Here is a 20788-nt window from a genome sequence, read left to right on the forward strand (position 1 = left end):
TAGGTTCGCACGGTGAGCAGGCGAGCACCCGCAGCCGGCTCCCAGTCGTCCCTGCGCGACGCGAACCGCAACCTCGTCGTCGAGACGGTCAAGCGGTACGGCGGGCTCACGCAGGTCGAGCTCGCCGAGGCAACAGGTCTGTCGCAGGCGACGGTGTCGACGATCGTCCGGGAGCTCCTGGCTGCCGGCGTCGTCGACACCGCCACGACCACCCGCAGCGGGCGGCGTGCCCAGATGGTCACGCTCGCCCGCCGCGTCGGTCTGGCGGCCGGCGTGCAGATCGGGCACCGGCACCTGCGGCTGGTGCTCGGGGACTTCAGCCACCAGGTCATCGCGGAGCAGACCCTCCCGCTGCCGGCGGACCACCGGGTGGACACGAGCCTGGACCGCGTGGCCCTGCTCGTCGTCGACCTGGTCGAGCGGGTGGGGGCCTCGCTCGACGACGTCGTCGGGCTGGGTGTGGGCCTTCCCGCGCCGGTCGACGTGTCCACGGGCATGGTCTCGGTGCGCGGCATCATGCCCGGCTGGGACACCGTGCACATCGGCCAGGTGCTCTCCAAGCGGCTGGGCCGGCCGGTGTACGTGGACAACGACGCCAACCTCGGCGCGATCGCCGAGAGCACGCTCGGTGCGGCGCGGCAGTACAGCGACAGCGTGTTCGTGCGCGCGTCCTACGGCACTGGTGCCGGGATCGTCATCAACGGCCAGGTCCATCGAGGCGTCGCCGGCACCGCGGGCGAGATCGGGCACGTGCAGGTCGCGTTCCCGGGCGAGCTGTGCCGGTGCGGCAACCGCGGCTGTCTCGACACCGTCGTCGGCGCCTCGGCACTCATCGACCGGCTCCGCGTGAGCTCCGGTCCGCTGGCGCTGCGCGACGTGGTGCAGCGCGCGATCGACGGCGACGAGCGCTGCGGCAAGGTGGTCGCGGAGGCCGGCGCCATGATCGGGATGGTCGTCGCGGGGCTCGGCGTCGCGGTCAACCCGCAGCTGGTCGTCGTGGGCGGCGAGCTGGCGGAGACGGGGGAGCTGCTGCTGCGGCCCCTGCGCGAGGCCGTCCGCAGGAACGTGCTGCTGAACCAGATCGCCCCGCTCGAGGTCGTCGCCGCCTCGCTGGGGTCCCGGGCCGAGGTGATCGGCGCCCTGGTGCTGGCCCTCCAGTCGACCGCCCTGCCGCTCCGCGTCGACGACGACCAGACGCCGGTCGGGGTCGGAGCGGCGCAATGACGCGATCGACGCCTCACATGGTGGAAGATTCACTGCACGTGTCACGTGCCCGACGGGGAGCAGGTGAGAGGCGATGAGCACGGCCAATGACGTGCCCCTGCTGTCGCTGAGGGGTCTGGGCAAGCGTTTCGGTGCGGTGGAGGCGCTGGTCGACGTCGACCTCGACGTCTACGCGCACGAGGTCGTCGCGCTCGTCGGCGACAACGGCGCCGGGAAGTCGACGGTCGCCAAGATGATCTCGGGCGTGCTCGTCCCGGACACGGGGCTCATCGAGATCGCCGGCGAGACGGTCACCATCCCGTCGCCCATCGCGGCGCACGCGCTCGGCATCGCGACGGTGTTCCAGGAGCTGGCGCTGGCCGACAACCTGGACGTGACCTCGAACCTGTTCCTCGGCCGCGAGCTGCACAGAGGTCGGGTGCGGGACGACGAGACCATGGAGCAGATCGCCCGGAAGGTCCTGCGCGACCTGAACAGCCGGATCCCGTCGGTCAAGTCGCCGCTGTCCACGTTGTCCAAGGGGCAGCGCCAGTCCGTCGCGATCGCCCGCACGCTGATCGGCAGGCCCAGGATCGTGGTGCTCGACGAGCCGACGGCCTCGCTGTCGGTGTCGCAGACCGCCGAGGTGCTCACGCACATCGAGCGCCTGCGCGACCTCGGGCTCGCCGTCGTCCTCATCAGCCACAACATGAACGACGTCCGCGCGGTGTCCGACCGGATCGTCGTGCTCCGGCACGGCCGCAACAACGGGGTGTTCGACGCCGCGACGGTCAGCCACGAGGCGATCCTCGCCGCGATCACCGGCGCGCCGCCGACCCGCGAACCGGACCCGAGGGCGTTCCTGCCGACCCTGCACTGACGGGCGTTTCGCGGGCTTTGCCCGACCTGTCCGGGGGCCGCTGCAGTTCACAGGTTCCCCTGCGGCGTGTCACCACCGGGTGGGGGTGGGTCCGTTGCCTACTCTCGACAAGGCCAGCAGTAGTGCCCGTGCGTGAAGTCCATCCCCGAACCTGGCCCCTTCGAGCACCGTGATCAGATTCGAGAATGTCACCAAGGTCTACGCCCGCGGCGCACGACCGGCGCTGGACCGCGTGTCCCTGGATGTCGAGCGGGGCGAGTTCGTCTTCCTCGTCGGCGCGTCCGGGTCCGGCAAGTCCACGTTCCTGCGCCTCGTGCTGCGCGAGGAGCGGGCCTCCGCCGGCCGCGTGTTCGTCGCCGGCAAGGAGCTGGGCACGCTGTCGTCGTGGAAGGTGCCGACGCTGCGCCGCCAGATCGGCGCCGTGTTCCAGGACTTCCGCCTCCTGCCCAACAAGACGGTGTTCGAGAACGTGGCGTTCGCGCTCCAGGTGATCGGCAAGCCACGGCACCACATCCTCACCACCGTGCCGGACACGCTCGAGATGGTCGGCCTGGCCGGCAAGGAGAAGCGTCGTCCGCACGAGCTGTCCGGCGGCGAGCAGCAGCGCGTGGCCATCGCGCGCGCGTTCGTCAACCGCCCGAACATCCTGCTGTGCGACGAGCCCACGGGAAACCTCGACCCGACGACGTCCCTGGGGATCATGCGCCTGCTCGACCGGATCAACCGCACGGGCACCACGGTCGTGATGGCGACGCACGACGACGAGATCGTCGACCAGATGCGCAAGCGCGTCATCGAGCTGTCCACCGGCGCGATGGTGCGTGACCAGTCGCGCGGCGTCTACGGGTCGGACCGCTGATGCGCCTCCAGTTCATCCTCTCCGAGATCGGCCTGGGCCTTCGTCGCAACCTCTCGATGACGATCTCCGTCATCCTCGTGACCTTCGTGTCGCTCACCTTCGTCGGCGCCGCCGCACTGCTGCAGACGCAGATCGGCAAGATGAAGGACGACTGGTACGACAAGGTCGAGGTCTCGGTCTTCCTCTGCCCGCAGAACTCCACGGAGCCCACCTGCGCGAGCGGCGAGGTGACCGACGAGCAGAAGGCCGACATCCAGGCGGCGCTCGCGTCGCCCGAGGTCAAGCCGTACGTCGAGAAGGTCTACACCGAGACCAAGGAACAGGCGTTCGCGGCCTTCCAGGAGCAGTTCAAGGACCAGTTCTGGGCGTCGGCCGCGACGGTCGACGACATGAACTCCTCCTACCGGATCAAGCTCACCGACCCCGAGCAGTACCCGGTGGTCGCCGAGGTGGTCTCGGGGCGGCCCGGCGTCGAGGAGGTCAAGGACCAGCAGCGGCTGTTCGACCGGCTCTTCTCGGTGCTCAACAACGCGACCCTGCTGGCCGGTGGGCTCGCCGCGGTGATGCTCCTGGCCGCGGTGCTGCTCATCACGACGACCATCCGGCTGTCCGCGCTGAGCCGTCGTCGCGAGACGGGGATCATGCGCCTGGTCGGGGCGTCGACCGTGTTCATCCAGCTGCCGTTCATGCTCGAGGGCGCGATCGCCGCGACGATCGGCGCCCTGCTGGCCGTCGGTGCGCTGTGGCTCGGCGTCGGCTACCTGATCGACGACTGGCTCGGTGAGCAGGCGGCGTGGATCCCGTACGTGAACACGTCCGACGTGCTCGCCGTGGCACCCATCCTCATCGCGGTGGCGATCCTGCTCGCCGCGATCTCGTCCCTGGTCACTCTCAGCCGCTACACGAAGGTGTGATCGTGCGCCGTCTGCGGATGCCCGCGTTCCTCGTCGTGCTCGTCCTCATGGTCACCGCGCTCTTCACCGCGCCGGCCTACGCCGACAAGATCGACGACCGGCGCAAGGCAGCCGAGGCGCAGAAGGCCGCGATCGCGAAGGCGCGCGACGACACCGAGGCCGCGATGGAGGGCGTCGACGCCAACCTCCAGGCCCTGGCGATGCAGCTGGCGGACACGCAGGCGAAGATCCCCGCCGCGCAGGCCGTGCTCGACGAGGCCAAGGCGGCGCTGGAGAAGGCGCAGCGCGAGGCGGCGATCATCGCGGCCCGGCTGGTCGACGCCGAGGACCAGCAGGCGACGATCACCACGACGATCACGCAGGACGCCGAGTACGCCGCGCAGATGCGCGCCGCGATCGGTCAGATGGCCCGCGAGGCGTACAAGGACGGCGGCGGCGTCTCCGGCGTCGACGTCATCCTGGACGCGCAGAGCACCGACGACTTCGTGCAGCGGTACGGCCTCATGGCGACGGCGCTGCGCACGCAGGCGCAGATCCTCGACCAGCTCCGGGCGGCCGAGTCGGCCAACAAGAACGCCGAGGCGCGCCTCGGCGCGGTCAAGGAGAAGATCGCCCAGCTCAAGGCGGAGGCCGACCAGAAGGTGGTCGAGGCCGACGCGGCCAAGGCGGCCGCGGCCGCGGCGAAGGCGTCGCTGGACGCCCTGCTCGCGCAGCAGGTGCAGCAGCAGGCGTCCCTGGACGCCCAGCGCGCGGCCCTAGAGGCGCAGCTGGCACAGGCCGACGCCGAGGCGGCAGCGATCCAGAACGAGCTCCAGGCCGCGATCGCCGCCCAGAAGGCCCGCGACGCCGCAGCCGGCAAACCGCACGGCCCGGCCGGTCCCATCGGCAACGCCCTGTTCGGCAACCCGACCAGCGTCAACCCGATCTACGTGACCTCCGAGTACGGCATGCGGTTCCACCCGACGCTGCACTACACGCGACTGCACGCCGGCATCGACCTGCGCACCTACTGCAACACCCCGATCTATGCCGGCCGTTCGGGCACGGTCACGTGGGCCAAGGCGCGGTACGGCTTCGGCAACCAGGTGATGATCGACAGTGGGTTCGTCAACGGGAACGCCCTGTCGGCCAGCTACAACCACCTCACCAGCTTCGCGGTCAGCTCCGGGCAGACGGTCGAGCGGGGCCAGCTGATCGGGCGGTCCGGCAACACCGGCACGTCGGCCGCCTGCCACCTGCACTTCGAGGTCTATGTGAACGGCGGGACCGTGAACCCTCGCCCGCTCCTCGGTCTCTGATTTCGGATGGCGCCCGGCAGGTAGTCTCGACCCGCACCATTCGCGCGCTAAGGAACGAGGTTCGACCACCGTGGCCAAGGATGTCGGGCGCAAGGTCGTCGCCTCGAACCGGAAGGCCCGGCACGACTACGTCATCGAGGACGTGTTCGAGGCCGGCATGGTGCTCAGCGGCACCGAGGTCAAGGCGCTGCGGATGGGCCGGGCCTCGCTGGTGGACGGCTGGTGCGAGGTGACCAACGGCGAGCTGTGGCTCGAGGGCGTGCACATCCCCGAGTACTCGCAGGGCACCTGGACCAACCACGCGCCCCGCCGCAAGCGGAAGCTGCTGCTGCACCGCTCGGAGATCGACCGCCTCGAGTCCCGCACGCGGGAGAAGGGGCAGACGATCATCCCGCTGTCCCTGTACTTCCTCGACGGCCGCGCCAAGGTGGAGATCGCGCTGGCCCGCGGCAAGCGCGAGTGGGACAAGCGGCAGGCGCTGCGCGAGCGGCAGGACAACCTCGAGGCCACCCGGGCCATCCGCGAGAAGCGCGACCTGTGAGGGCCCTGCGCGCGGTCCTGCTGGCACTCGGTCTCGTCGTCGCCCTGACGGCCGCTGCCGTCCCCGACCAGACGAGCGGCCGGGAGATCACGCGGTACGACGTCACAGCCTCCCTGGCCGTCGACGGCACCATGCGGGTCACGCTCGACTTCGACTTCGACTTCGGCGACGACCCCGGTCACGGACCGTTCCTCAGCCTGCCGACGAGGGTCTACTACGACGAGACGCTGGATCGCGCGTTCGAGTACACCGACATCTCGGCGTCGTCTGCTTCTGGAGCGCCGGACCAGGTGAACGAGGAGTCCACCGGCAGCGCGCTGATCCTGCGCATCGGCGACGAGGACATCGACGACGTCTCCGGCGTGCAGACGTACCACGTGGAGTACACGGTCGACGGGTTGCTCAACCCCGCGAACGAGCAGCACTCCGGCGACGAGCTCTACTGGAACGTCATCGGCGCCGGCTGGGAGATCCCGCTGGGCGACCTGACGGTGGCGGTCGACGGGCCCGCCGCGGTCGAGGGTGCCGTCTGCTTCGCCGGACCGTACGGGTCCACCACCGGGTGCACCTCGTCCACGTTCTCCGGTTCGACCTCCTCCTTCACGCAGGACCTGGTGCCCCTGGGCGACGAGTTCTCCACCGTGACCGGCTGGCCGGCCGGGACGTTCCCCGGGGTGGAGCCGATCCTCGTCGACAAGCCCGACCCGCTGGCCCCCGTGCGGCCGACCTCCGCGTTCGGGATCGTCGCCCTGCTGGTGCTCGTCGGCGGCGGCGTCCTGGCCTTCCTCCGGGTGCGCCGGGTGGGCCGCGACAAGGCCTACCTCGGACTGACCCCGGGGCTGCGTCCCGCCGACAACCAGCCGGGCGCGGCGACGGGCTTCCGCGATCGTCGCGAGGTCGTCTCCGTGCAGTTCCAGCCGCCCGCGGGCGTGCGACCGGGGGAGATGGGCACGCTCCTTGACGAGAAGGCCGACCCCGTCGACGTCACCGCCACGCTGGTGGACCTGGCCGTGCGGGGCTGGCTGCGCATCGAGGAGGTGCCGCGGTCCAACCCGAAGAAGAAGGCCAAGGACTGGACCCTGGTGCAGCTGAAGAACAAGGACGGCTCGCTGCTGCCGTACGAGGACGAGCTGCTGTCCTCGATCTTCGCCGCCTCGACGTCGGTCAAGCTCTCCGACCTGAAGACCACGTTCGCCGCCTCGATGGCCAAGGTCCAGGACGGCCTCTACGACCATGTGACTGCCTCAGGCTGGTTCCGGGCGAACCCCAAGCACGTCCGCGCCAGGTGGTACGGCGCCGGGATCGCGCTCGCCATCCTCGGCGTGATCCTGACGTTCGCCGTGTTCGGCGCCGGCCTGTCCGTGGGCGGGCTCGCGCTGGTGCCGATCGCGCTGGTCGTCGTGGGCATCCTCGTCACGCTCCTGGGCAAGGCCGCCCCCGCCCGCACCGAGGACGGCACCGCCGTGCTGGCGCAGTCCCTCGGGTTCCGCCGCTACCTGGCCACCGCCGAGGCGAACCAGCTGCGGTTCGAGGAGGGCGAGGACATCTTCAGCCGGTACCTGCCCTACGCGATCGTGTTCGGGCTGGCTGACCGGTGGGCGCGCGTGTTCTCCGAGCTCGCTGCTCAGGGTCGTTTCGTGGATCAGCCGGGCTGGTACGTCGGCGGCTACTACCCGGGAGCGAACATCTACTGGGCGACCGCGTTCGCGTCGTCGCTGGACCGGTTCCAGTCCGTGGCGACCGAGGCGATCTCCGCGCCGACCCCCGGTTCGTCGGGCGGGTCCGGGTTCAGCGGCGGGTTCTCCGGCGGTGGCGTCGGCGGCGGTGGGGGTGGGGGCTGGTAAGACTGGTGGCCATGAAGCTGCCGGTGATGCCGCCCGTGGACCCGATGCTCTCCAAGTCGGCGCCGTCCATCCCGCCCGGGAAGCTGTACGAGCCCAAGTGGGACGGGTTCCGCGCGATCGTGTTCCGCGACGGGGATTCTGTTGAGATCGGCTCGCGGAACACCAAGCCGATGCAGCGGTACTTCCCGGAGATCGTTGCTGCGGTGCTGTCCTACCTGCCTGAGCGGTGTGTGGTCGACGGCGAGATCATCGTGCCGTCGTCGTCGCACAGCGGGCTCGACTTCGACGCGCTGCTGCAGCGGGTGCACCCGGCGGAGTCGCGCGTGCGGCTGCTCTCCGTCGAGACGCCCGCGCTGCTGGTGCTCTTCGACGTGCTTTCCGTTGGCGACGAGGACCTCATGTCTCGGCCCTTCTCGGAGCGGCGTGCGGTGCTCTCGTCGTTGGTCACGCCGGGCGGACCGATCTCGATCACCGCCCAGACGTCGTCCCTCGATGTCGCGACGCAGTGGTTCTCGCAGTTCGAGGGCGCGGGGCTGGATGGCGTCGTCGCCAAGGACCCCGCGGGGTTGTACGAGCCCGGCAAGCGGACGATGCAGAAGATCAAGCACGAGCGGACCGCCGACTGCGTGGTCGCCGGGTACCGGCCGCACAAGTCCGGCGACGACGCCGTCGGGTCGCTGCTGCTGGGGCTGTACAACTCCTCCGGAACGCTCGCGTCCGTGGGTGTGGCGGCATCGTTCCCGATGGCGCGTCGCCGGGAGCTGGTGACGGAGCTCGCGCCCCTGGTGGTGCCGCTGGAGGGGCACCCGTGGGACTACTCCGCACTCGGCCGGACGCCTCGGGAGGCGGCGGGGAGCCGCTGGTCCGCGGGGAAGGACCTGTCGTTCGTGCCCCTGTCGCCGACCCTGGTGGTCGAGGTCGCCTACGACCACATGGAGGGCGACCGGTTCCGGCACACCGCGCAGTTCCGCCGCTGGCGCCCGGACCGGGACCCGTCGTCGTGCACCTACGCGCAGCTCGAGGAGCCGGTGTCGTACGCGCTGAAGGACGTGCTGGCGACCAGCTGATCCTCACTTCCGCGGTGACGCCGCCGATGTGTCGGTCGACGGTTGGCCGAACTTGAGCGAAGGCAGTGCCGCGTGCGCGTTTCGAGCGTTGTCCCGACGGGTGTCGAGCGCACCTTCGGCGACGACGAGATCATCGTGTCCAAGACCGACGCCAAGGGTCGGCTCACGTACGCCAACCCGGTGTTCCTGCGCGTGTCGGGGTATGCCGAGGCCGGCCTGATCGGGAAGCCGCACAGCGTGATCCGCCACCCCGACATGCCCCGCATCATCTTCAAGGTCATGTGGGAGACCATCGAGGCGGGCCAGGAGATCTTCGCGTACGTGAACAACCTCGCCGCCGACGGCGCCCACTTCTGGGTGTTCGCGCACGTCACGCCGTCGCGGACGGCCTCCGGGTCGCTCGTCGGCTACCACTCCAACCGCCGTCTCCCGGACCGCGGCGCGGTCCGCGCGGCCGACGCGCTGTACCGCCGCCTGCGCGCCGAGGAGGCGAAGCACGCGAGGCCGACTGACGCGATGCGGGCCTCCGGCCTGCTGCTGGAGGCCGAGCTGGCGACGCGGGAGATGACCTACGACGAGCTCGTGTGGAGCCTCGCGACGACCGACGAGCTGGTGACCCGATGAGGCGCACCCAGGTCGAGACGCCCGACACCGGCGAGCTCGACAGCTACCGCCGCGCCGTCGCCGCCCTGTCCGCCGCGTTCGCGCGCGTGGCCGACGGCGACCTCGAGGTGCGCGTCGACCCCCTGGACGGTCCGCCCGAGCTGGCCGCCCTGCGCGACGACGTCAACCGCAGCCTCGACGTCATGGACGCGTTCGTCCGCGAGTCGGGTGCATCGCTCACCGCAGCCGCCGAGGGTCGGTTCCACCGGCAGTTCCTGGTGCGCGGCATGCCGGGCACGTTCCGCGACGGGGCGCAGCGCATCAACACCGCGCGCGACACCATGGAGCTCTCCGCCGCGTCGCTGGCGGAGCAGACCTCCACCCGCCAGCTCATGGTGGACAAGGCGGTCGAGGTGTCGGTGCACGTCGCGGCCGCCTCGACCGAGCTGGGCGCGTCCGCTCAGGTGCTCGCTGAGTCGGCGCAGGCGGGGGTCGACGAGGCCACCGCGGCCCTGAGCACCGTCGAGGCGCTCGAGCAGTCGGCCCAGGAGATCCAGCAGGCCGTGCGGCTCATCAAGAACGTCGCCTCGCAGACGCGCCTGCTGGCCCTCAACGCCACCATCGAGGCGGCCCGCGCCGGGGAGTTCGGGCGCGGCTTCGCCGTGGTCGCCGCCGAGGTCAAGACCTTGGCCGACGAGTCCGCGCGCTCGTCCGACGACATCACCGCCCAGGTCGACGCGTCCCGCGCCGCCACCGACCGGGCCGTCCAGGCCATCGGCCGCGTCTCGGGCGCGATCCACGAGATGAACGACCAGGTGGGCGGGATCGCCCAAGCGGCCGGAGGACCCCAGGGCCTGTCGGAGCTGGCCGAGATGCTGCACGGCGACATCTCGCAGTTCGCCGCCCAGCACTGAGGTCCACAGGCTGCGCACGGGAACACTCCAGCGACCTCTCGGGTCCGGGGCGTTCTCTGGTCCTTGACGGCGCCAGACGGGGGCCGTCGGGGAGGTCAGAGCCATGGACGAGCAGCAGGTTTCGGGAGCGTCGGACGCTCCTGTGGAGGGGTCGGGGGCTTCGGTGCCGGAGGGCGTGGGGTCCTCGTCGGCAATCGGCGGTGTCGCCGTCCCGACGAAGCCCGTCGTCCGTCGCGGCCTCGCCTTCGGTGCCGCGGGTGGCGCACTCGCCCTCGGCCTGCTGGCCGGTGGGGTGACCGGCGGCCTGATCGCCGCGGCCCAGGCGTCGTCCGACACCGACAACGCGGCGGCGTCGACGGTCGAGGGGGCGGCGTACGAGCCGCCGACGGCCGAGGTTCCGTCGTTCGTCCCGCCGTCCTGGGGCAGTTCTCCGTCCACCTCTGACCAAGCGGCCGCCAGTGAGGCGAGCGCGGATCAGCAGGTCGGCGTCGTCACCATCACCACGACCCTCGGCTACCAGAACGCGTCGGCGGCGGGCACCGGCATGGTGCTGACGGCGAACGGGCTGGTGCTCACCAACAACCACGTGATCGAGGGCTCGACGTCCATCGAGGTGACCATCGAGTCGACCGGTGCTTCGTATGTCGCCACCGTCGTCGGCACCGATGCCTCGTCGGACGTCGCGCTCCTGCAGCTCGAGGGCGCATCGGGGCTGGCCACGGTCGCCCTGGACGACGACAGCGGCGCGACGGTCGGCGACGCGGTGACGGCGGTCGGCAACGCGGAGGGCGGGGGAGACCTGCTTGCGGCGGTCGGCAGCGTGACCGCGCTGGACCAGACGATGACGGCGTCGACGGACGGCTCGTCGGCCGAGACCCTCTCCGGGTTGATCGAGTTCTCCGCGGCTGTCGTGCCCGGCGACTCGGGCGGCCCGGTGTTCGACGACGAGGGCGAGGTCATCGGCATGACGACCGCCGCCTCCAGCAGCACCGTGGACACGGTGGCGTTCGCGATCGACATCGAGGACGCGCTGGTGATCGCGAACCAGATCCAGTCCGGGGTCGCCTCCGACACCGTGACGATCGGGTACCCGGCGTTCCTGGGGATCTCGGTGGCCCCGGATGGTTCGGTCGCTGGAGTGCTGGAGGGCACGCCGGCCGCATCCTCTGGTCTCGCGGCCGGCGACGTGATCACCGCGGTGGACGGTGTCGCGGTTTCCTCGGCGTCATCCCTCTCCGACCTGCTCGCCACCTACTCGCCTGGCGACACCGTGACCCTGACCTGGACGGTTGCGTCCTCTGGTGCCTCGGCGTCCGCGCCGGTCACCCTGATCGCCGGACCGGCCGACTGACCGGAATGAGGACGACCAGCCTGCCGTTGAGAGGTAGGCTGGTCGGACTGGCTCCGGCCGGTGCTTGATAACTGAACATGGGGGTGATCGGTTTCGACGGTGATCGTCGAACCAGGAGAAGCGGGTCGAGGACGCACGGTTATCTCGTCAACGCTCCGTGCAAACCAATAGGTGCCAATACAAACCGCACCGACTTCGCCCTCGCCGCCTGAGCGAGTCCCGAAGTCCGTTGGCCTGAGTACGCTCTCGACTCAGTAACCAGCGTCATCTAGAGAGCCACTGCTGGTAATCGTCGTCAGTGCGATTGCCGGGACTTTTAGCTGACTGAGCCCGTCCACGGCTTGCCTGTGTGACCGTGGGGGCCGAGAAAATCACAGCAGGCTGCACCCGGAGAATCCCTGGTACTGCGTCACCGGACGCGGGTTCGATTCCCGCCACCTCCACCCATCTGACCTGGGGAAACGCAGGTCGTGTTGACACGAATCTAGCCTTCCGTTGACACGGGGGGCTATTTTCGTATCCATGGCCTCCATTCGTGAGCGGGTAAGGGCCGACGGGACACGGTCGTTCGCGGTGCTGTGGCGCGACCCGGACACGAAGCGGCAGAGCTCGCTGACCTATGACGACGAGAACGACGCCCGCGTCGCGAAGCACCTCCTCGAGGTGACCGGTGGGCACACTGACGAGGCTGCCCGGATAGCGGACTCAGTCCGACATCGCGGTCCGTCGGTCGAGGAGGCGATCTCGGAGCACATCGACCTGCTGACGGCCGTGGGCCCGGACACCCGTGCCAGTTACCGCGCGCAGCTGGTCCATCACATCGCGCCGACCCTCGGGTCGTATCCCGTCGCCGTGATCTCGTACCGGCACGTAGCCGGTTGGGTGCGCTCCATGAGCGATCGCGGGCTTTCGCCCAAGACGATCGCCAATGTCCACGGGCTCTTCTCGGCGTCGATGTCGACCGCTGTCCGACTTGGGTACCGAGCCGACAACCCGTGCGTTGGCGTGCAGCTCCCCAAGTCGCAGCTGACACAAGACGAGATGACCGTTCTGACTCGCGACGAGTTCGCGCTCCTGCTCTCTCACGTCCCGCCTCACTACCAGGCCTTGGTCTTGTTGCTCGTCGCTACCGGCTTGCGATGGGGCGAGGCGACGGCGCTGACCCCCGGCGACCTCGACCTGTGCGCCAGCCCGCCGACACTGCGCGTCACGAAGGCGTGGAAACGTGATGGCGACCGTCATTGGTACGTCGGTCCGCCGAAGACCAAGCGTGCCCGGCGGACGGTCTCGCTTCCTGAGGAGCTGGTTGACGTCTTGATGCCGTTGGCCGCTGGGAAGGCTTCGGATGCCCTCCTCTTCACGAACACCGTCGGTCAACAGATCTCCTCGTCACGGTTCTGGACGACGACGTGGACGCCGGCGTTGGACGCCGCAACGCGGCCCGTCGGCATCGACGGCATGCCGGACCCCGACGTCCCACGGCTTTCGCGGCGTCCGCGAGTACACGACCTGCGACACACGCACGCTTCATGGATGATCGCGGCCGGAACGGATCTGTTCGTGCTACAGCGACGCCTTGGCCATGAGTCGATCACCACAACCACTGAGACCTACGCTCATCTGCTCCCGGACCAACAGGCGTCCGCGGCGGCCGCGGCTGGGCGAGCTCTTGGTGGGCTCATATTGCCGGGCACGCGCTCCACGGCCGATTGACCAAGAGTCATCAATCACCTTGGCGGTCGGCACAGGTGCGACGCTGGGCCGAACGACGCCCGGTCTCGCCGCTCGGAAAGTTAGCCGGATTGGGCCCTCTGCACGGTGCGGTACCGCGACTGGTCGCCTCAACCTAGATACAGTCCGAGCGTGGCACAAGGGCGAGCACGCAGTGGAGAAGCAGCCAACCGTACGACCCCGGTCGACGACTACGAACACTCGCAGGCGAAGCGGAGCAACAACCCTCCGAGCGGCCTGGCGCACCTCGATCGAGACCCAACTCCGGTCAAGACGCTCGCCTACGACCCACACCTCGACCCACAGCTGGTCTGGGCCGGAAAGGCCGAGCGGGAGACGGTCGACATCCCGGCACCGTCGGTGCACGTCCACGAGGAGCTGTCCGCGCAGAAGATCATCGGCTCGGTGCGACGTCAGCGCCTGCAGCAGCCCCTGTTCGACCTCGACACGCTCGACCCAACGGCAGCCGTGGAGTTCTACCAGCACAACCTGGACTGGTCGAACCGCATGGTCCTGGGCGACTCGCTGATTGTGATGACGAGCCTGCTCGAGCGCGAGCGGCTGGCCGGCAAAGTGCAATGCGTCTTCATCGACCCGCCGTACGGCATTAAGTACCAGTCGAACTTCCAGCCGAACATCTCCGACCGCAACGTGCGCGACGGCAAAGATGAGTCGCTGACCCGCGAGCCGGAGATGATCCAGGCCTACCGCGACACCTGGGAGCTCGGCACGCACTCCTACCTGACCTACCTGCGTGACCGGTTCCGGGTCGCCCATGAGCTCCTCACCGACTCTGGTTCGATCTTCGTGCAGATCGGTGAGGAGAACGTCCACCGGGTTCGGACGCTCCTCGACGAGATCTTCGGAGCCGAGAACTTCGTCAGCCAGATCACAGTCGTCACCACGAGTGGAGGGGGGGCACAGGGAGAACTGTTGAGCCTGCCATCCATGGCGAACTATCTCGTCTGGTATGCGAGGGATCATGGCAATCTGAAGTACCGCCAGCTCTACACCACGCGGGGCAAGGACTCGCCCGGCGCCGTGGCGTATTCGTCTCTGGAGCTAGCGGACGGCACCCGGCGCCGCATAACACCCCAGGAACGTGAGTCAGGACTTCCTGAAGGCGCGCGGGCCTTCCAGGCAACGAGCCTTAGCTCGCAAGCCGGGAACCCCTGGCCGAATGGGCAGTTCCCTGTGACCTTCCAGGGCCGAGAGTTCCGGCCGAGTGCAACGAACGTCTGGAAGACGAGCATCCAAGGTTTTGCCGGCCTGATTGAGGCCAACCGAGTGGTGGCCTCGGGAAACACCCTTCGCTACGTTCGATACCTCGACGACTTCTCGGGCTCCGCGCTCGGCAACGTGTGGACCGACGCCATCGGAGCGGTGCCCGAGAAGCGTTACGTCGTTCAGACGGCAGCCAAGGTGGTCGCGCGCTGTGTCCTGATGACCACCGATCCTGGCGATCTCGTGCTTGACCCCACGTGCGGCTCGGGAACGACGGCTTTCGTCGCGGAGCAATACGGGCGCCGCTGGATCACTATCGACACTTCGCGTGTGGCGATGGCCATCGCTCGCGAGCGGCTCTTGACAGCCAAGTTCGACTACTACAAGTTGCTGGACCAGCAGCGAGGCGTCGACGGCGGCCTGCAGCACCGCACCCTGGACCGCGTCACACTGCGCTCCATCGCCCGCGGCGAGGAACCAGAAAAGGTCACCCTTTGGGATGAACCAATTGTGGTGCCAAAGACAGTGCGCGTCTCTGGCCCGTTCACGGTCGAGGCACTCTCGCGGTACGCGGTCAACCCCATCGACCCGGCGCCTTCGCAGGCAGAGCGTGTCGAGCAGGATGCGACCGCTGGCCACGTCGAGGTCCTCCTGCGCGCGCTCGGCACGCAGGGTGTCCCGAGACCGGGCGCCAAGCCGCTCAAGCTCGAGCAGCTCGAGCAACTCGAGTCTGCCGGCGCCATCCAGGCCTCCGCGTTGGCCGACCTCGGTGAGCGCCGCGTCAGGGTGGGTATCTCTCTGGGACCGAAGTTCGGCGCGGTCACGATGGCGCAGGTCTCCGACGCGCTGCGTGAAGCGATCGGGTACGACCTGGTCGTTTTCGCCGGCTTCGCGGTTGCCGCCGATGCGCAGGACCGGCTCGGCACCGGCAAGGTCGGCGGAACTGACGTGGCGCTCCTGCTGGCCAACCCTGACCTGCTGGTGGGAGACCTGCTGAAGAACACCACCTCGTCCCAGACGTTCCGGCTTTACGCCTCCCCGGACGTGGACGTCGCCACCGACGCTGACAAGGGGCTGCGCGTCACGGTGAACGGAGTCGACGCGTACGACGCGGCCACCGGGGACGTCACGTCTTTCGGCACGTCAGGCGTTCAGGCGTGGTTCCTCGACGAGGACTACGACGGCATGGTGTTCCGCGTCAGCCAGGCGTTCTTCCCGGTCAGCGACGGCTGGAAGAAGATCCAGCAGACCCTGCGTGGCACCGTCGACTACGACCTGATCGAGGAGCTCCACGGCTGGCAGTCGCTGCCCTTCGACCTGGGGGAGCACTCCCGGATCGCCGTGCGGGTCATCGCCCAGGATGGCAACGCCGCCGAGCTCGTGCGCGACATCGAGGCCACCGCATGACCGTTCAGGCACCGGGCGTGATCGTCGACGCGAATCCGATCATCAACGACCCGTTCGCCGAACCGGCGCAGTACTGGCACTTCGGCGAGCTGAAGCCAGTCAAGCGTGAAGGGAGGCGGACCGCCGGCTATCTGGCCGCGTCCCCTGACGGGCAGCTCAAGCTCACGGACGACCTGATCCCGCTCGAGCTCGTCAACGACCTGCGCGGCCGCGTGCGGTCGTGGCGCGAGGCCGGGTACCGGGGTGCCACGACTGTCACACGGGACCTATTCGCGTTCTGGTTCGACCCGGAGCGGCAGACGATCAACCGCCGCCCGTTCTTCTGCCAGCAGGAAGCGGTCGAGACCATCGCGTTCCTGGCTGAAGCACCTGCCGAGCTCACCGTCGGGGTCGAGGTGCCCGCCTCCGGGGAGGCCTACCGGCGCTGGGCCGTCAAGATCGCCACCGGCGGCGGCAAGACCCTGGTGATGTCGATGCTCATCGCGTGGTCGGGGTTCAACCGGCTGACTCGTCCCCGCGACGACCGGTTCACCGACCAGTTCCTTGTGATGGCCCCGAACCTCACCGTCAAGGACCGGTTGGCCGGTGCGGGCGGCCTAGACCCGAAGCACCCGGAGTCGCTATACGTCGACTTCCACCTGGTCCCGCCAAAGTTCTCCACTCTGCTCGGCCAGCTCCACGTGCAGGTCGCGAACTGGCACCAGCTCGCCCCCCGGGAGGACCCGAAGCGTTCGGTCGTGCGCCGCGGCCGCGAGTCCGACACCGCGTTCTGCCGGCGAGTACTCACAGGGCTGCGCACGTCGGGCCGGGTCATGATCCTCAACGACGAGGCACACCACGCCTACCGGTTCCCGACCGGTGTTAGCGTCTCTGGTGCCGAGGCCGAGGACGCCCGTGAGGCGACCGTATGGATCGACGGCCTCGAGCGGATCCACAATGCCCGCGGCATCACCGTGTGCGTCGACGCGTCCGCGACCCCGATGTACCCGGGCATGTTCAAGGACCGCGCCTGGGCACCCTTCGAGTGGGTCGTGTCCGACTTCGGGCTCGTCGACGCGATCGAGGCCGGCCTCGTCAAGATCCCCCGCACACCCACCGAGGACAACACCGGTGAGGCGATCCCGAAGTACCGCAACCTGTGGACGCACATCAAGAAGTCGCTGCCCAAGCGCACCGAGCTCGACCACGACTCCCACCCACTGACCGACTACCTCGCCGAAGCTGACGGCCCCCTCAAGCAGCTCGCCGGCGCCTGGGAAGCGACGTTGGAGACCTGGCAGGCCGCCGGCCGCGACATCCCGCCGGCGATGGTGATCATCTGCCACGACACCAACACCGCTCGGCTCCTCGAGCGGCACATCGCCGACCTGGGCGAAGCATCCGACGAGCTCGTCAACCGCAAGGGCCGCCCCCCAATGACGATCCGTATCGACTCCGACGCGCTGGCCATCGCAGAGGCATCCGCTACGAGCGAGGCCGAACATCTGCGCGAGATTGTCGCCACCGTCGGCAAGCCCGGAAAGCCCGGCGAGCAGATCCGCTGCCTGGTCTCGGTTGCGATGCTCTCCGAGGGCTGGGACGCCCGCAACGTCACCCAGATCCTCGGGCTCCGCGCCTTCGCGTCTCAGCTGCTTTGCGAGCAGGTCGTGGGCCGCGGCCTGCGCCGCTCTGACTACTCCGACCTGTCCCAGCCCGAGTACGTCGACGTGTACGGAGTCCCGTTCCAGCTGCTGCCGATCGCCAAGGGTGGCACCGGCAAGCCGAGCCCTCCACCGGCGTACACCAACGTGCACACCGTCGCCGACCGCGGCGAGCTGCGCATCAAGTTCCCGCGCCTGGTGCAGATCGTCCCCGATATCCAGGACACGCTCGACATCGACCTCGACGCGATCGAGCCCGTGCGGGTGACCTCACGCTTCGACCCGACCGACACATGGGTCGAGTTCGACCTAGGCAACCCCCGCGGCGGCATGGGCGGTGAGGTCCAGGACCGTGACCGCGCCTACCGCAACTTCCGGCTGCAGCGCCTGCAGTACAGAGTCGCGGCCGGTCTGATCGCGCCGTACAACCGGCCCTGGTTGTTCCCGCAGGCTCTCGCCGCGGCCGAGCAGGTCATCCGCCCGCTCGACGAGGGTGGGAAGGTCGACTACGTGGGCGACGTCGACCCGCGCGAGATCTGCAACCTGCGCTACCTGACTGTCCTGCGGGAGCGCATCGGCGCCGCCCTGCGGCCCGGCCAGGGACCGGAGCGATTCCTGCCGGCGCTCGACGAGTACGAGCCCATCGGTTCGACCGATGCCGTGAACTTCAATTCGCCCACCGACAAGTGCGTGCCAACCAGCCGCAGCCACCTGTCGCACGCCGTGGTCGACTCCGGCCTCGAACGCAAGATCTGCGCCGTCCTCGACGAGCACCCCAAGGTCCAGGCATGGGTCAAGAACCACAGGCTGTTCCTCGAGATCCCGTACCTCTACTTCGGCAACACCCATCGCTACCGCCCCGACTTCGTGGTTCGGCTCACCGACGGGCGACACGTGCTGCTCGAAGGCAAGGGTGAGGCCGACGAGAAGGACGACGCGAAGGCGACGGCTGCCCGGCGCTGGGTCGCTGCCGTCAACACCTGGGGTGGCCTCGGGATCTGGACTCACCACATCGCCTACGACGCCAACGACCTCAAGACGCATCTCGCGGAGCTCTAGCCAGGCGCGACGGGCTGCTACCGTCCGCGCATGCCGCACAACCCGGCGCACCTAGCCGCGTTCAACGCCGACGCCGACCGGCGTCCGAGCACTACTCGTGCCTCGCACCTGACGTCGTAGACGTCGTCACGTCGGTCCGCGCAATTCTTTGTCGGTCACGAAACGTTCGACTGGTCGACGCGAACAATGTAGGGGTTGCGCAAGAACCGTACTCCTCGTCGGAAGGTGCAAAATTACGGAATTCTGCTGGCTTCCGACCACCATTGCCCCCGCTCCAGAGCAGGTCGGTCGTAGGTAGAAGCCGCAGTTGGCAGCTCGGCGGGAGTCTGTTGGCGGTGTCGGGTGTGGCGGTACTGAGTGAGGATGGCGTCCCGGATCACGTCGGGCACAGGGACGACAGCACCATCGAGTTTGGCGCGGACGAGTGCGGGGGAATTGGTGACCTCGTCACCGGTCAAATCGCGGGCGCGGACGTGAATCTGACCGGATGCAGCCATGGTCCGAAAGCTCGTGGCGTTCCAGTCGGCGATCTCCTTGCTGACGGCGACGGCACCCTGGATCGCAGCGTGGGAAGAGCGGATTTCGAACGCACCGCGAGCACGAACAGTTCCTGGCTCGGGCATCGCGATGTCGCCCAACAGGCGCCGCAGCTGAGGGACCGCGGCGTGTACCACCGGGTTGGGAAGCCCGGGCGCGAGGAGATGCCGCAGGCTAATGATCAGCGACTGCCACTGTCGTGCCACGCGAACGAAAGGCCGCGGGTCGGCGCGTGTGTGGATCGTGGCCGCCGTAGCGTTAGCGACAAGTCCGACCAGCGCGAAGTCGCGCAGCGTCACGATGGAGCGATCCGGCTCGCGAGCGTTCATCCACGCCGCGTTGCGCACCTGCCCCAGCCGGTCGGAGATCTCAGCCAGTTGGTCGTGCGTGCGGATCTGGGCGTTGGCCACGGTGATCGCGTCCAAGGCGCCCCCACCGCTGCGCCCGTGTGCCGCGGCGGTCGCTCGCGAGGCCCATGCCCTCGCCTCTTCCATCCCCGGAAGCCAGCGACGCAGCCGCCACCACGAGAGACCTGCCTGGCCGGCGCGCAGGGTCAACGTCGTCTCGCCGGAGAGCAGCGCGCCGGCCAGGTCGGCGATCCGAGCCAGACCGACTCGTCGGGCATCGAAATCGGTAACGGTGGCGGCATCGGGGGTGCGGGGGAACCCGTCAGGGTCCAGGTGGGTAGCGAGCAGGTCGGTGCCGGCGCGCAGGAGGCGCGAAGCCTGAGCCCAGGGGTGGCCATTCGGTCCGGGGAGGTAGGGGAGTCGACGATCCTTGTCCTCGAGCACTGGGATCGAGTCGACCATCTGCACAGCGGCGTACTCGACGGGATCGCCGGTCACGAGCCCGGGCGGCACGCCGTAGAGAGTGCCGACGCGATGTAGGTCGGCCAATGAGCGCACGTGGCGCTCGATCGCGTCAAGCACCGCGTGGTAGCCGATGAGCGCCTCGTACGCCTCGTCGATCGAGTCGAAGCGCTGATGCTGGGTTCGGGCGCTGCCCTCGTGAATGCACTGCGCCGCCTTCGTGACGAGGTCGCCGTAGGTAGTCACGGCACGCGGCCGAGGATCGCGGTCCGAGCGGTGAAGAGCTTGCTGGCTACCCGGGTCAAGCAGGCGAACTGTTCGACGTCGGTCGCCCCGTCGGCGAGGCGACTGGCTCGGTCGAGTGCCGCCTCGAGGAGTCGGTCCAGGACGAGTCGCGCCGCGTCGACATCGTCGGTAGGTCGGAGGACGCCGAGGTCGACGGGGGCGCCGCGTTCGACGAGCCCGTCGTCAATCCACTCAAGCTCGTCGCGGGCTTCGCGGATGTCCATCGCCGCAAACGTCAGATCCACTCCGGTGGACAGCGGAACGCCGAGACTCAGCTTCAACGTGGCGTGACTGGTCGCGTAGAGCAGCGACCACAGCCCTTCCCAGCTGGTCTCGGCCCGCTCGATGAGCGCCCGCGCCGGCGCCTCCCATGTTGCGCTCATCCCCGTCGCCTCCCTCCTCTCGTGGTCCCTCCACCGTGATCCGTGCCTCGCAGCACATCCGATCGATCGATCGGATGTGTGGATGACGCCGGCTCACACGAGTAGGTGCGCCAGAGAGTGCGCAAGACGCGAGATCGACCAGCGACGGACTCGACGAGGGTCGTGAGGAAGGGAATTGGGCCATGACACCTCTGGCACCAAAGGTCGATCACACGAGCTCGGGCTCGCGGGTTACGCGG

16 protein-coding genes and 1 other RNA gene are annotated in these 20788 nt (G+C 68.8%); 15 read left to right on the plus strand and 2 right to left on the minus strand.

Annotated features, from left to right (window positions below):
• The first annotated feature begins 12 nt into the window (after positions 1–12).
• From AC1DXT_RS06700 to AC1DXT_RS06770, 15 genes are all read left to right on the plus strand, one after another.
• Entirely contained in the window at positions 13–1224 is a 1212-nt protein-coding gene (locus AC1DXT_RS06700; protein WP_477060549.1) for an ROK family transcriptional regulator, read from the plus strand.
• Positions 1225–1297: 73 nt separating this feature from the next.
• On the plus strand, positions 1298–2083 hold the full coding sequence (locus AC1DXT_RS06705) for an ATP-binding cassette domain-containing protein (RefSeq protein WP_477060550.1): 786 nt from the start codon (positions 1298–1300) through the stop codon (positions 2081–2083).
• A 169-nt stretch (positions 2084–2252) separates the two neighbouring features.
• Positions 2253–2942, plus strand: a complete 690-nt coding sequence (gene ftsE / locus AC1DXT_RS06710) for a cell division ATP-binding protein FtsE (protein ID WP_056096656.1) — start codon at positions 2253–2255, stop codon at positions 2940–2942.
• Complete coding sequence (ftsX, locus tag AC1DXT_RS06715) at positions 2942–3856, plus strand: permease-like cell division protein FtsX (protein ID WP_477060551.1); 915 nt, start codon at positions 2942–2944, stop codon at positions 3854–3856. Before ftsE ends, ftsX begins: the two co-directional genes overlap by 1 nt.
• Positions 3857–3858: 2 nt before the next feature.
• Positions 3859–5154, plus strand: coding sequence for a peptidoglycan DD-metalloendopeptidase family protein (locus tag AC1DXT_RS06720; RefSeq protein WP_477060552.1), 1296 nt, complete (start codon positions 3859–3861; stop codon positions 5152–5154).
• 70 nt (positions 5155–5224) lie between these two features.
• A complete protein-coding gene (smpB, locus tag AC1DXT_RS06725; RefSeq protein WP_056096649.1) occupies positions 5225–5695 on the plus strand; it encodes an SsrA-binding protein SmpB in 471 nt (156 codons plus the stop codon).
• Positions 5692–7539 (plus strand): DUF2207 domain-containing protein, encoded by a 1848-nt coding sequence (locus AC1DXT_RS06730; RefSeq protein ID WP_477060553.1) that lies wholly within the window; start codon positions 5692–5694, stop codon positions 7537–7539. Before smpB ends, AC1DXT_RS06730 begins: the two co-directional genes overlap by 4 nt.
• 11 nt (positions 7540–7550) lie before the next feature.
• Positions 7551–8606, plus strand: coding sequence for an ATP-dependent DNA ligase (locus tag AC1DXT_RS06735; RefSeq protein WP_477060554.1), 1056 nt, complete (start codon positions 7551–7553; stop codon positions 8604–8606).
• Between the two features lie 72 nt (positions 8607–8678).
• On the plus strand, positions 8679–9230 hold the full coding sequence (locus AC1DXT_RS06740) for a PAS domain-containing protein (protein WP_477060555.1): 552 nt from the start codon (positions 8679–8681) through the stop codon (positions 9228–9230).
• Positions 9227–10123, plus strand: coding sequence for a methyl-accepting chemotaxis protein (locus AC1DXT_RS06745; protein WP_477060556.1), 897 nt, complete (start codon positions 9227–9229; stop codon positions 10121–10123). Before AC1DXT_RS06740 ends, AC1DXT_RS06745 begins: the two co-directional genes overlap by 4 nt.
• Before the next feature lie 163 nt (positions 10124–10286).
• Positions 10287–11474: a S1C family serine protease gene (locus tag AC1DXT_RS06750; protein ID WP_477060557.1), complete on the plus strand. Its 1188-nt coding sequence runs from the start codon at positions 10287–10289 to the stop codon at positions 11472–11474.
• A gap of 79 nt (positions 11475–11553) precedes the next feature.
• Positions 11554–11920, plus strand: a transfer-messenger RNA (tmRNA) gene (ssrA, locus tag AC1DXT_RS06755).
• A gap of 76 nt (positions 11921–11996) precedes the next feature.
• Positions 11997–13187: a tyrosine-type recombinase/integrase gene (locus AC1DXT_RS06760; protein WP_477060558.1), complete on the plus strand. Its 1191-nt coding sequence runs from the start codon at positions 11997–11999 to the stop codon at positions 13185–13187.
• A gap of 150 nt (positions 13188–13337) precedes the next feature.
• Positions 13338–15836, plus strand: a complete 2499-nt coding sequence (locus tag AC1DXT_RS06765; RefSeq protein ID WP_477060559.1) for a site-specific DNA-methyltransferase — start codon at positions 13338–13340, stop codon at positions 15834–15836.
• Positions 15833–18535, plus strand: coding sequence for a hypothetical protein (locus tag AC1DXT_RS06770; protein ID WP_477060560.1), 2703 nt, complete (start codon positions 15833–15835; stop codon positions 18533–18535). The genes AC1DXT_RS06765 and AC1DXT_RS06770 overlap by 4 nt, the downstream gene beginning before the upstream one ends.
• A gap of 233 nt (positions 18536–18768) precedes the next feature.
• On the opposite strand, the gene AC1DXT_RS06775 is transcribed toward AC1DXT_RS06770, so the two are convergent.
• Both AC1DXT_RS06775 and AC1DXT_RS06780 read right to left on the minus strand, forming a co-directional pair.
• On the minus strand, positions 18769–20127 hold the full coding sequence (locus tag AC1DXT_RS06775; protein ID WP_477060561.1) for a hypothetical protein: 1359 nt from the start codon (positions 20125–20127) through the stop codon (positions 18769–18771).
• Entirely contained in the window at positions 20124–20549 is a 426-nt protein-coding gene (locus AC1DXT_RS06780; RefSeq protein WP_477060562.1) for a hypothetical protein, read from the minus strand. Before AC1DXT_RS06780 ends, AC1DXT_RS06775 begins: the two co-directional genes overlap by 4 nt.
• Positions 20550–20788 lie beyond the last annotated feature (239 nt).

The sequence above is a fragment of the Cellulomonas sp. P1_G12_2 genome (genome assembly GCF_056405535.1).

Bases quoted from the DNA above. Each gene is read 5' to 3' on its own strand.
- AC1DXT_RS06705 (WP_477060550.1), top strand. From the start codon at position 1,298: ATGAGCACGGCCAATGACGTGCCCCTGCTGTCGCTGAGGGGTCTGGGC.
- ftsX (WP_477060551.1), top strand. From the start codon at position 2,942: ATGCGCCTCCAGTTCATCCTCTCCGAGATCGGCCTGGGCCTTCGTCGC.
- AC1DXT_RS06735 (WP_477060554.1), top strand. From the start codon at position 7,551: ATGAAGCTGCCGGTGATGCCGCCCGTGGACCCGATGCTCTCCAAGTCG.
- AC1DXT_RS06745 (WP_477060556.1), top strand. From the start codon at position 9,227: ATGAGGCGCACCCAGGTCGAGACGCCCGACACCGGCGAGCTCGACAGC.
- AC1DXT_RS06760 (WP_477060558.1), top strand. From the start codon at position 11,997: ATGGCCTCCATTCGTGAGCGGGTAAGGGCCGACGGGACACGGTCGTTC.
- AC1DXT_RS06770 (WP_477060560.1), top strand. From the start codon at position 15,833: ATGACCGTTCAGGCACCGGGCGTGATCGTCGACGCGAATCCGATCATC.
- AC1DXT_RS06780 (WP_477060562.1), bottom strand. From the start codon at position 20,549: ATGAGCGCAACATGGGAGGCGCCGGCGCGGGCGCTCATCGAGCGGGCC.